The sequence below is a fragment of the Pseudomonas sp. L13 genome, from assembly GCF_009935965.1.
Lineage (GTDB): Bacteria > Pseudomonadota > Gammaproteobacteria > Pseudomonadales > Pseudomonadaceae > Aquipseudomonas > Aquipseudomonas lactis.
In genome coordinates this window covers 1-12,049 of sequence record NZ_QODJ01000101.1, presented here as the reverse complement: position 1 = coordinate 12,049, position 12,049 = coordinate 1, and the positions used below count along the sequence as shown (strand labels likewise).

The following is a 12,049-nucleotide window of genomic DNA, read 5'->3' as shown; positions in this document are numbered from 1 at the left end:
GGCGGCACGGGCGGCGGCACCGGTGGCGGCACTGGCGGTGGCACCGGCGGCGGCACGGGCGGCGGCACCGGTGGCGGCACTGGCGGTGGCACCGGCGGCGGCACGGGCGGCGGCACTGGTGGCGGTACCGGTGGCGGCACCGGTTCGACAACCACCCCACTGGTCACCGGCCAGATCGCCGGCACCCTTGGCACCACTGTGGGCAATGTCGGTACGGCTGTCGGTAACCTGGGTTCGACCTTGAACGGCGTACCTATCGTCGGCGCAACCGCTGGCGGCCTGGTCTCCTCGGCAGGCACCGCTGTTAACAGCATCGGCACGGGTGTGACCACCGGTTTGGGCTCACTGGGCACCAACAGCAACTCCCTGGGCACTACGGTGGCAGGCGTAGGTAATGGCGTGGCGGACCTGGGCGGCGGCCTCTCGACCACCGGCCAATCGCTGTCAACCACTCTGGGCGGCATACCGGTGGTCGGCGGCGTGACAGGTGGCGTGGGCACAGCGGTCGGTGGCGTCGTGGATAAAGTCGGCACCACCGTTACCATGCTCGGCGATACCCTCAGCACGGCCAGCACCACGGGCCCGCTGGGCTCGTTGACCAACACCCTGGGCAGCAAAGTCGTGGTGCCTGTGGTGTCGCTGGTGGAAAACACCACCGGCAACCTGGGCAACACAACCGGCCTAGGCGCTCCACTCAATGGCGTACTGGATAAAGTCGGTTCGGCTGTCACTGGCCTGGGTACTCAAGTCGCCAGCACTGGCGGCACGGGCAACCCAGTCACCGGTATTGTCGGCACCGTACTCACTGGCGTCGGTGGCACACTGGATAAATCGGGCGGTTATGTGGCCCCAACCGGTGGCACCTCGGCTCCCGGCATTCCAGAGTTGGTGGGTGGCCTGGTGGCTAACGTAGGTACCGGCCTGAACGTGGGCAACACCAACGGCACAGTCAGTGCAGCGGGTGTAACCGGTGGTGCAGTCGGCGGCACCGTTGCCTCGCTGGGCACTGTGCTGGGTGGCACAGGTGTAGCAAACACCGCAGCCACCGCACCGGTCGCCACCGTGGCCGCCAATGTCGGCGCAGCGCTCAACCCTGTGACCAGCGGCGTCACCAACCTGACGCAAACCATCGGCACGACTACCGGTGTGGGTGCTCCGGTGAATGGCTTGGTGACTCAAGTCGGCGGCGCAGTCAGCAGCTTGGGCACCAACCTGACGGCAGCCAACGCCAACCCGATCACCAACGCGGTAGGCACCACCGTTACAGCGGTCGGCGGCACCGTCGCCTCGGTGGGAGGCCTGGTAACCGGCGGCACCACTGGCGGCACCAGCGGTGGTTTGCTCGGCGGCCTGAATATCGGCACTACCACCACAGCAACCGGCACGGGCACAACCACAGGCGGCACTCCAGCAACAGGCGGTCTGGGCGGTTTGTTGAACGGCCTGACCGGCAAATAGAAATGCACCTGGCCGATTAGACGGCCTCCCCTACAGCGCCTACGCTTGGTTGAGACGAGAGACCTTTAATAAGTCTCTCGTCTTTTTTATGGGCGGCGACACGCTTTATCACTCGCCACCCTCCCGAACCGCGTCCCAGAACCCGGCGGGCCCGAAGCGCTGCTGCAGTTGACCATGGAGTGTCCTATGCGCGTGTTGACGCCGTTGTTATTGCTCACCCTCAGTGCCTACGCCCAGGCCGAGACCCTTCCCAGCTTTCTTAACAGCAACGACACTGTCCGCACCCTGCCGGTGCCCAACCTGCCCGCCGACGCCTATCGGCCACCCACGTCGAAAACCCAGGTACCTGAAGCGCCTCCGACCGCCGGCCAACCGCTGTTGATGGACACCAAGGTCACCATTCGAAAGTTGCAGATCGAAGGCGGGACGGTCTACCCGCTCGCCGAGACGGCACGGGTGTATGCGCCGTTGATTGGACGGGAAACCAACCTTGCGCAACTGATCGAAGCGACCCGTGGCATCACCCGCCGTTATCAGGAGGATGGCTACCTGCTGTCCTACGCGTTCCTGCCGCAACAGAACTTCGAAAACGGCCTGGTCCGCGTGGTACTGGTGGAGGGCTACATCAAGGACTATCAGCAAACCGGCGACATCGGTTCGGTGTCGGCCTATGTCGATAAGCTCGCGCAGAAGCTCCTGGCTGAGCGCCCGCTGACCCGCAAGACCTTCGAGCGCTACACCACGCTGATGAGCCGCATCCCCGGCCTCAGCGTACAGGCGCAAGTGCCGCCACCGGGCACCACCGACGGCGCCACGCACATGCAGATCCAGGCTAGCCGCAAACCGTTCACCACCAGCATGAGCCTGGTGCAGAAAAGCCGTGGCGGCACGCAAGCGCTGCTGAGCGCTACCAGCAATTCCCAGACGTCCATGGGCGAACAACTCACCGTCAGCGGCCTGTTCCCGCCCGGCGAGGACAAAGAGCACTACTACCGCGTGGACTACAACCAGTTCATCAACGCCGAGGGCACCCAACTGGCACTCGCCGCCGAACGCTATCGCGCCGACCCCAACAGCAGCGTGCAACTGGACGGCGGTTTCGAACTCAAGCCGCACCAATCCATCGACCGCTACTCCATTGGCCTGAGCCACCCGTTCATTGCCTCCCCCACCGAATCACTTACCCTGGGCACGCGCCTGTACGCGGTCGACCAGACCACGCGCTACAAACTGGTGGGCTACCCGCTGCGTTTCGACATCGAATCCAACCTGCGCGCCTTGGCCTTCGAAGGCGATTGGCGCAAGGCCGACGCGCAACGCCTGCGCATCCTCAGTGGTGGTCTGTACCAGGGCATCGACGGTCTGGGCGCCAAGGCTCGCAGTGACCTGGGCGTGGCCAAACCCGACCTCGACTTCTTCCGCCTGCGCCTTTCCGGCGTGCAAAGCGACAAGTTCTTCGACAACTGGCAAGGCGTGCTGTCCGGTGCGCTGTACTGGAGCGACAACACCCTGCCAGACAGCGAACGCGTGACCTTCGGCGGGCAGAATTTCGGCCGTGGCTACCCGGACGACCAAGGCTCGGGCGACAAGGGCTGGGGGGTGGCGTACGAGGTCAACTACAGCTTCAACCGCACCGGCAACTGGCTGAAGATTCTGCAACCCTATGTAGTAGTCGACCGCGCCAAATCCTGGTTCAACGACCTGCCGGTCAAGGCCAACGACATGTCCTCGGCGGCGGTGGGTCTACGCTTTGGCGACAAGAAGTACTACAACATCGCGCTGGAGGCGGCCAAGCCCATGTCGGATATCGCCCTGGACAGCTTTAACCGCAGACCGCGGTATACGCTGAGTTTCAGTTACCAGCTGTGAAGCTGTTGCGAGGGAGCTTATGTGTGAGCGGGCTTGCTCGCGAAGACGGTGTGTCAGTCAATGCATCTTTAACTGAGCCACCGCAATCGCAGGCAAGCCAGCTCCCACATTTGAGCGGTGCCGGTCCGTTACCGACCAGGTGTAGAGAGGGGAAACAGGTTGTTGAGGGTATCGAGCAAGCGCACCAGGTAGATAGGTTTGCGAAACAGATCCAGCACCTGCAAGCGCAGCATATCGCTGACATCATCCATTTCTGCATGACCCGACATCACGATCACAGGCAACTGCGAGCGTGAGGTATGTTCGCGCAGGCGCTTGATCAAGGAGATACCACTTTCCTCAGGCATGCGCAGATCGGTGATGACCAGGGCGATATCAGGGTGAAGTGTCAATTCTTGCAGGGCGAAGGTGACGGAGTTCGCGGTGAAACAGACGAATCCCTCGTCTTCGAGGGATTCGGCCAACTCGATCAGCGCATCCTCCTCGTCATCCACCAATAGGATTTGTTGGCGGGATGACGAAGGGTGGGTCATGGGCGGTACCTGATAAAGAGAATCGCCAAAACAATTACAGACAACGCTGCATGTTAAGTCGCCGCCGGCAGCGCGTCTGACACTTTCTGGAAGACACCTTTGATTTTATCGCCAAGTCCAGTGCCAAAGCCAATGATAACCAACGCAACTATCGCCACAATAATCACATATTCAATGGCCGACGCCCCGTCTCTACGGCGCAGGAATAACTGAGCGTGAATGTAAAATTTCAAGAACAGGTCAAGGATCATAGGAGATCTCCCTCATGCGCCACAAAAGCGCCGATACAGCTGGCCCGCACAATGATTGCCGTGTGCCACTAGAGCATTGTCAACAAATTTAACACTCACAACTGTAAGAACGAATTAATCACAAAGTATTAGTCACCCCACCCGCCCGACAAGTCCGTCATTTACAGGCCCCGCTTTAACCGCGCAGATAAATTTTTCATTCAGTAATGGCAATTTGTCCTAGCTGGGCTACCTTCAAATAGCCAAATCGTTAGTTGTTCATCACAGCCCAGTTGCGAATTTAACTCGTTTGGATAAACGGGAATAAAAGCAGTGCAACAGGATAGGGAGCGCCGTCATGAACAGTCGTATCAGCATGGTCCTGGCTGGCTTGCTGCTCATCGGAGCCCTGGTTGCAGGGTATTGGGGCCTGGTGCTGAGTCGTCCACCGGCACCCGCCGTAGCGCCCTCGCCAGAACCTGTCATTTCCGTCGAAAAAACCGTTGCAGTCGTGGAAGACCAGACCCGCCAACCGGTCGTGGTGCTGGTGCACGCGGTTGCGCCTTTTGTGCCCCTCACCGCTGCCGATGTCGCCGTGGAAAAACTGCGCACCGTGCCGGCCGGCAGCCTGACCAGCATCGACCAGGCCATCGGCCGCACGCCCTTGCGGGCCCTGGGGGCCGGCACCTGGCTCAATGATGAAAGCTTCACCGCCGGCGGCCCCCTGGCGCGCATGATTCGTACAAACGAACGGGCGCTGGCCGTCGCCGTCGATGAGGTCATCGGCGCAGGTGGCCAGTTGAGCCCCGGAGATTACGTGGATGTGTTGCTGTTCTTGCGCCAGGACAATGCCAATGCCGAGCAATCGGCGCAGGTGGTCATCCCAGCGATTCGCCTGCTCAGCGTCGGCGACCAGTTGGGCTTGGCCAACGACGGCACCCCGGCCCTACCGCCACCCGCCACCGCCGAAGAACGCGCCCAGGCCGCCCAACGCCGCACTGCCGCGCGCAGTGTGGTGCTGGCGGTGCCCGAACCCTTGCTGAGCCGGCTGATGCTCGCCTCCCAAGCTGGCACGCTGCGCCTGGCTGTGCGCAGTGCCGACGAACAATTGCTCAGCCGCTACTGGGCCGGCGAAAGCGACACCCCGGACAAGGTGCAAAGCGCCAACCGCGACCTCTACCAATTCACCCAATTGGCCCTCAGCGGCCCGCCGAAAAAAATCACCCCCGCGGTGGCCGACACCGGCCAGCGTCGGGGCGTCGAAGTGATTCGCGGCGCAGCGGCAGCACAACCTACCCCCTGATTGAACAAGGATGCCTTGAATGAGCCAACGCTACGCTCAATTGGCCTTGGCCTTGATGCTGCCGTGCCTGCCCCTGGGCATGGCGATGGGCGCATCGGGCAACTGCAACGCCCTGGGCCAATTGCCCGCCGTGATCGAGGTGGGCGAAGGCTTGCAGACAGAGCTGCAATCGCCGGTAGCGATTACACGCCTGGCCATCGGCGAACCGAAAATCGCCGACGTGCGGGTCAACGGCGACCGCCACTTCCTGCTCACCGGTGTCGGCAGCGGTGCCACCAGCCTGATGGTGTGGACCGGTTGCTCGACCACCCCGCGCCAGAGCATGGTGTTCGTCAAGGGCAAGGCCACCTCGGCGCTGACCAGCCAATCGCTGTCGCCCTCCGAAGACCCGACGCTGCCCAGCCAGGTGCAGACCGATATCCGCTTCGTCGAAGTCAGCCGCACCAAGCTCAAGGAGGCCAGCACCAAGATCCTCGGCATGGGCAACAATTTCTTCCTCGGCAGCCCGAGCTTGCTATCCCCTTCGGAGGGCATCTTCAAATTGCCGGTGAGCCCTGACAGCTTCAACATCGGTTTTGGCGGTGGCCGGGTCAAGGCATTGATCAACGCCCTGGAAAGCAGCGGCTTTGCCTACACCCTGGCACGCCCCAGCCTGGTGGCCATGAGCGGCCAGAGCGCGACCTTCCTGGCCGGCGGCGAAGTGCCAATTCCGGTGCCCAGTGCCGGCAGCGATACCATCACCATCGAGTACAAGGAATTCGGCATTCGCCTGACGCTGACGCCCACGGTCATCGACCACAACCGCATCGCCCTGAAAGTCGCCCCGGAAGTCAGCGAGCTGGACTACAACAACGCGATCCGGATCCAGGGCATCCAGGTACCCGCCCTCACCGTCCGGCGCACCGACACCAGCGTGTCGCTGGCCGATGGCGAAAGCTTCGTGATCAGCGGCCTGATCAGCAGCACCAACCGCTCCACCATCGCCAAGCTGCCAGGCCTGGGCGACATCCCGATCATTGGTGCTTTCTTCCGCGACTCCAATATCAACAGTGAAGAAAAAGAACTGCTGATGATTGTCACGCCGCATCTGGTGCAGCCACTGGCCGCCAATGCGCAGTTGCCGTCGCTGCCCGGCGAGAAACTGCGCACCTACGACCCGAATTGGTTCCGTCTGTTCTTCCTGGAAAACGGCAACTTCGACCGTCGCAGTGGACTCTCCCAATGAGCGATAGCCTGAGCCAGACCTTCCTGGCAATCACCCGCAACAGCACCGACCTGGAATGGCTCCAGGGTGCACTGGCGCCCCTTGGCCAAGTGATCAGCGTGGGCGGCGGCAGCCTGGATGAATTGCTGGCATTGGTGGACGTGACCTTCGCCAACCTGGTGTTCGTGGGCCTGGACCGCGAACACCTGGTGGCCCAGAGTGCCTTGATCGAAGGCGCCCTGGAAGCCAAGCCGATGCTCGCGGTGGTGGCCTTGGGTGACGGCATGGACAACCAGTTGGTACTCAACGCCATGCGTGCCGGTGCCCGGGATTTTGTCGCCTATGGCTCGCGCTCCAGCGAAGTGGCCGGGCTGGTGCGACGCTTGAGCAAGCGCTTGCCGCCCACGGCGCCGAACGCCCATCTCGGCGGACTCACCGTGCTCTACGGTGCCCAGGGCAATACCGACGGTGCTCTGCTGGCAAGCCACTTGGCGATGGTGGTGCAAAAGAGTGGCCAACAGACGCTGATGCTCGACCTCGGCCTGCCCAGGGGCGACAGCCTGGCGCTGCTGGGCCTGGACAGCACCTTCAATTTCGGCGACGCCTTGCGCCACCTGCGCCGCCTGGACGCCACGCTGATCAACAGCGCGTTTACCAGCACCGACGAGGGCCTGCGGATCCTCGCCTACGCCGCCAGCGATGAACCCTTGGAAATGACCAGCGCCGCCGAGCTGTACATGTTGCTCAGCGCCTTGCGCCAGCACTTCCAGCACATCGTGGTCAACCTCACCGGGCAAGCCGACAGTGAAGCCTTGCGCACCTTTGTCAGCCACTGCGACAAGCTGCTGTGGTGCACCGACCAGGGCGTGCTCGACTGTCGGCGCAACCTGGCGGTGCTGAACCTGTGGCGCGAAAAAGGCATGAAGCTCGACCATGCCAAGCTGCTCGTCGATCGTTACATCAAAGGCTGTGCCCCCGACACCGAAGCCCTGGAAAAAAGCTTCGGCCTGGAGTGCATCGCCGTGCTGCCCCTGAGCCCGGAAGTGCGCCTGAACGCCAAAAACCAGGGGCAAAGCCTGTTCACCCTGGCCCCGCGTGAGGCCTTGACCCAAGCCCTGCGCCACCTGGGCGAGCGCCTGGCCAAACGCACCGAAGGCTTGGATAAACCTTCGACACGCTGGTTCGAACGCCTGCTGGGGGCAAGTCGATGAACAGCGAAAAACTCTTCGGCGCCCCGGCCCGTGGGGCAGCCGCGCACAACGACCACGACGGCCTGAAACTGGTGCTGCATCGCTACATCATCGATGCCATCGAAGAGTCGGGCCAGAACCTGCTGGAAGGCTCGCGCCAATCCCTGGCGCAATTTGTCGTCGACAAGGTGGCCGAATACATCACGCGCATGCACCTGGCGATCTCGCGCTATGAGATGGAGCGCCTGGCCGAGGAAATCGTCGATGAGCTGACCGGCTTCGGCCCGCTGGAGGTGCTGCTGCGCGATGTGTCAGTCACCGAAATTTTGGTCAACGGCCCGCACCGGGTGTTTATCGAGCGTGACGGGGTGCTCCACCAGAGCGACCTGCGTTTTATCGATGCGCACCATGTAGAACGGGTGATGCAGCGCATTCTCGCGCCCCTCGGAAGACGCCTGGATGAATCGTCGCCGATGGTCGATGCGCGCTTGCCCGATGGCAGCCGGGTCAATGCGATCATCCCGCCGATTGCCCTGGACGGCCCGTGCCTGTCGATCCGTAAATTTCGCAAGGACATGCTCAAGAGCAGCGACCTGGTGGCGATGCAAACCATCGACCACAACATCTTCGAGTTCTTCCAGGAGGCGGTGGGCAAGCGCTGCAATATCCTCATCAGTGGCGGCACCGGCACCGGCAAGACCACCTTGCTCAATATCCTCAGCCAATTGATCAACCCCCACGAACGCCTGGTCACCATCGAAGACGTGGCCGAGTTGCAACTGGGCCACCCCCACGTGGTGCGCCTGGAAACCCGCCCGCCCAATGCCGAGGGGCATGGCGAGGTCAAGGCCAGCGACCTGATCCGCAACGCCCTGCGGATGCGCCCGGACCGCATCATCCTTGGCGAGATCCGTGGCGTCGAAGTGCTCGACGTGATGACCGCCATGAACACCGGCCATGACGGTTCCATGAGCACCGTGCACGCCAACAATGCCCAGGACGCGCTGCTGCGCCTGGAAACCCTGGTGGGCCTGACCGGCCGCGTGGTGGCGGAGAAAACCCTGCGGCAGATGATCTGTGCCGCACTGGATGTGGTGATTCAACTGACGCGCCTGCCCGATGGGCGCCGTTGCGTCAGCGAGGTGGTGGAAGTGGTGGGCGTGCGTGACGACGTGTATGTCACCAACACCCTGTTCCGCCTCGACCGCCGTACCGGTTTTGGCTTCCTGCGCGAAGCGCTCAACCCGGCCGGCGACAAGCTGCGGCGTGAATCGGCATTGCCGTTGTAGAGAGGGCTCATGACCGGACTTGTCTTGCTGCTCATTTGCGTCCTGCTGATCAGCCTGTCCGTCTGGCTGTTCCAGCGCGGGCTGCGCCAGGCCGGCACCGACCGGGTGCTGGAGCGGCTCTCCGATGGCCAGCCGGTGCCCCAGGAGCCGAACGGCAGCTGGGTCGCACTGGAGCGCATGTTCCAGCGCGCCGGCCTGGGCAAGCCTACCGACCGCCTGGGGTTGTGGTTGAGTGGCTGGGCGCTGGGCATGTTGCTGGGCTACCTGCTCGCCGGCGTGCTGGGCCTGTTGGTGATGCTGATCATGCCGCCACTGCTGCTGCGGGTGTATCTCGCCTGGCGTTACCAACGGCGGGTGCAGCGCATGATCGAACAATTACCGCAATTGCTGGATCACAGCGTGCGCAGCCTCAAGTCTGGGCGCACCCTGGCGGACGCGGTGCTGGGCGCGATCGACAGCACCGAAGCGCCGCTCAAACAAGCCATGAGCCGCATCCAGCGTAACGTGCAAATGGGCGTGAGCCTGCCGGAGTCGGTCAGCGACTTTGCCGAGTTTTACGAGCGCGATGAGTTCCGCCTGTTTGCCCTGGGCCTGAAGGTCAACCACCGCTACGGCGGCAACGCCAGCGAGCTGCTGGAGAACCTGATCAAGATGATCCGCGAGCGCGAACAGGGTGCGCGCCAACTCAAGGCCATGACCGGCGAAACCCGCATGACTGCCTACGTGCTGGCGGGCTTGCCCATCGCCATGGTCGGCTACTTTTTGATGGTCAACCCGGGCTACCTGATGAGCATGTGGAATGACGGAACCGGGCGCTACCTACTGCTGGCCGCGGCGGCGCTCGACATCACGGGCACCTTCGTCATGTGGCGCATGTTGCGGAGTATTTGAGATGGCCATCCTGATCTGCATCCTGTTGTCGCTCGCCGCCGTCGCCTTGATCGTCGGCAACCTGCTGGAGCAAAGGCGCCGTCAACGCCTGGTCAGCCAACGCCTGCAAGGCCAACTGACCCGCGAGGACAAACTCGGCAGCCTGATGCGCCAATTGGGCGCCAGCGCCGTGGCCCAGCGCTCGGTCAGCCTGGACAACGAAACCCAGACCCTGCTCAACCGCGTCGGCTGGCGCAAAGCCAACCAGCGTTCCATGTTTGCCGCCTGCCAGATCGGCGTGCCCATCGTGCTGCTGGGCTTGACCCTACTCGGCCAGGAACTGCTGTTTCCCCATGCCGGCTCGCCCTGGATTGCCCCGGCGATTGCCCTGGGCATCGGTTACCTGCTGCCCAAACGCATCCTGGCCCTCAGCGCGAAATACCGCCAGGCGCGCATCGCGCGGGAAATTTCCACGTTCATTCCGTTGCTGCGCATCCTGTTCGAGTCCGGCATGGCGGTCGAGCAATCGCTGCGGGTGTTGAGTACCGAAGCCCAGCGCTTGCTGCCAGACCTGACCCATGAACTGCGCCTGGTCCTGGTGAGGGTCGACTCGGGCCTGGAGCTGTCCGAAGAGTTGGGCAAGACCGCACGCCTGCTGGCCGTGGATGAGTTCACCGACACCTGCATCATCCTTCAGCAGTTGATCCACCAAGGCGGCGGCGCGATGAAATCCTTGCTGGCCCTTAAGCAATTGCTTGACGACCGCCGCCTGACCCGCCTGCAGGAATACATCTCGAAGATGTCCGCGAAAATGTCCGTGGTGATGATGGTGTTCCTGTTTCCCGCCTTGCTGATCGTGCTTGGGGGGCCGGCGATGATCGCCATTTCCCGAGCCTTGAATAACTTTTGAGGAGCCTGCCATGAAACCACTGATCATCGCCTTGAGCCTGCTGATGCTGGGCGGTTGTGCCAGCAACGGCCAGGTTCCGTGGGCCGGGTTGCTGGCGCCGGGCAGTTGCCCCAAGCCCAGCGCCGACCAGGAGCTGTCGCTGAACCTGGCCGATGACATGGCCAACGAAGGCAAGCTGCACGCCAGCCTCGCCAACCTGCAAAACCTGCCCAGCGCGCTGCCCCAGGTTCGTCAACGCCAGGCCCGTGCCTATCGCTTGCTGGGCCGTGCTGACGCCGAGCCGTTGTACCGCAGCCTACTGGGCACTTGCCTGGCCGCCGACGGTGAGCACGGCCTGGGGCAACTGGCGTCGGCCAAGGGCGACAACGGCCAGGCCATGGCTCACCTGCAACGTGCGGCACGGCTGGCGCCCACCGACGAAAAAATCCGCAATGACCTGGGCGTGGTGTACCTCGACCAACGGCGCCTGGAAGACGCACGCTTTGAATTCATGACCGCCATCGAGCTCAAGCAGAGCGATCAACTGGCGGCGGTGAACCTGGTGACCTTGCTGATCTATCAGGACAACTGGGAGCAAGCCGCGAAAGTGGTCGGCCAGCTCGGCTTGAGCCCCGAGCAGGTGACCCAGGCCCAGGCGCGGGCGCAACACCTCAAGGAGGCTGGCACGGCACCGCAGCGTCCAGTCAAAGATCAGGTGGCGGCAGTCAGCGACACGCTGCCGGCCGCTGTGAAATAAGGAGTCGATGATGAAATTCCATTACCTCGCCGGCCTTGCCTGCCTGGCCCTGCCCCTCCTTGCTTCGGCCATCGAAGCGGGGCCATCTTCACCCCGGCAGGCAGAAACGGAAAACTGGATGGCGCTGCAACTGAGCGGGCGCGCAGCCTCGGCCAACCCGCAAAAAACCACGCCGGCAGAACGCGAGCAGGCGCTCAAGCGCTGGTTGGACAGCAACAAGCATCCGATCCCGGAGTTTTTTGATCAGAAAGTAGGCGGCACTGCGCAGGGCAGCAAATAAAACTCAACCCGCCCTGTAGGAGCGAGCTTGCTCGCGAAAAACGCCAAGACAACGCGGTTACCCAGGATGCACGCGTTATCGTCGTCGTTCTTCGCGAGCTAGCTCGCTCCTATGTATGGACTCGCCCCCACTGTCAACCCGCTTTTCAAACAATGGTACCCGGTTGCATCTATGTAT

At 62.7% G+C, this 12,049-nt stretch carries 12 protein-coding genes; 10 read left to right on the top strand and 2 right to left on the bottom strand.

All coding sequences use genetic code 11. The features are described from left to right. Together DK871_RS27470 and DK871_RS27465 are read left to right on the top strand one after the other, a co-directional pair. Positions 1-1,458, top strand: a 1,458-nt coding sequence (locus DK871_RS27470; RefSeq protein ID WP_256677536.1) for a collagen-like triple helix repeat-containing protein, incomplete at its 5' end; no start/stop codon positions are given. Positions 1,459-1,644: 186 nt separating this feature from the next. Then, positions 1,645-3,327, top strand: coding sequence for a ShlB/FhaC/HecB family hemolysin secretion/activation protein (locus DK871_RS27465; protein ID WP_161907372.1), 1,683 nt, complete (start codon positions 1,645-1,647; stop codon positions 3,325-3,327). 128 nt (positions 3,328-3,455) lie between these two features. Here DK871_RS27465 and DK871_RS27460 read toward each other — a convergent pair whose 3' ends face one another. Together DK871_RS27460 and DK871_RS27455 are read right to left on the bottom strand one after the other, a co-directional pair. Further along, positions 3,456-3,860, bottom strand: a complete 405-nt coding sequence (locus tag DK871_RS27460; protein ID WP_161907371.1) for a response regulator — start codon at positions 3,858-3,860, stop codon at positions 3,456-3,458. Positions 3,861-3,913: 53 nt separating this feature from the next. Beyond that, positions 3,914-4,111 (bottom strand): Flp family type IVb pilin, encoded by a 198-nt coding sequence (locus tag DK871_RS27455; RefSeq protein ID WP_003188231.1) that lies wholly within the window; start codon positions 4,109-4,111, stop codon positions 3,914-3,916. 337 nt (positions 4,112-4,448) lie between these two features. Here DK871_RS27455 and cpaB point away from each other — a divergent pair, with 337 nt between their 5' ends. The 8 genes from cpaB to DK871_RS27415 are packed head-to-tail and all read left to right on the top strand — an operon-like array spanning position 4,449 to position 11,872. Continuing rightward, entirely contained in the window at positions 4,449-5,393 is a 945-nt protein-coding gene (gene cpaB, locus DK871_RS27450; protein ID WP_161907370.1) for a Flp pilus assembly protein CpaB, read from the top strand. A 19-nt stretch (positions 5,394-5,412) separates the two neighbouring features. Then, on the top strand, positions 5,413-6,618 hold the full coding sequence (locus DK871_RS27445; protein ID WP_161907369.1) for a type II and III secretion system protein family protein: 1,206 nt from the start codon (positions 5,413-5,415) through the stop codon (positions 6,616-6,618). Further along, positions 6,615-7,808 (top strand): pilus assembly protein, encoded by a 1,194-nt coding sequence (locus tag DK871_RS27440; protein ID WP_161907368.1) that lies wholly within the window; start codon positions 6,615-6,617, stop codon positions 7,806-7,808. The genes DK871_RS27445 and DK871_RS27440 overlap by 4 nt, the downstream gene beginning before the upstream one ends. Next, a complete protein-coding gene (locus tag DK871_RS27435; RefSeq protein WP_161907367.1) occupies positions 7,805-9,076 on the top strand; it encodes a CpaF family protein in 1,272 nt (423 codons plus the stop codon). Before DK871_RS27440 ends, DK871_RS27435 begins: the two co-directional genes overlap by 4 nt. 9 nt (positions 9,077-9,085) lie before the next feature. After that, positions 9,086-9,967 (top strand): type II secretion system F family protein, encoded by an 882-nt coding sequence (locus DK871_RS27430; protein WP_161907366.1) that lies wholly within the window; start codon positions 9,086-9,088, stop codon positions 9,965-9,967. 1 nt (position 9,968) lies between these two features. Beyond that, positions 9,969-10,856, top strand: coding sequence for a type II secretion system F family protein (locus DK871_RS27425; RefSeq protein WP_161907365.1), 888 nt, complete (start codon positions 9,969-9,971; stop codon positions 10,854-10,856). A 10-nt stretch (positions 10,857-10,866) separates the two neighbouring features. Further along, entirely contained in the window at positions 10,867-11,592 is a 726-nt protein-coding gene (locus DK871_RS27420; RefSeq protein ID WP_161907364.1) for a tetratricopeptide repeat protein, read from the top strand. A 10-nt stretch (positions 11,593-11,602) separates the two neighbouring features. Beyond that, positions 11,603-11,872, top strand: a complete 270-nt coding sequence (locus DK871_RS27415) for a DUF3613 domain-containing protein (protein WP_047712481.1) — start codon at positions 11,603-11,605, stop codon at positions 11,870-11,872. Positions 11,873-12,049: the final 177 nt, after the last annotated feature.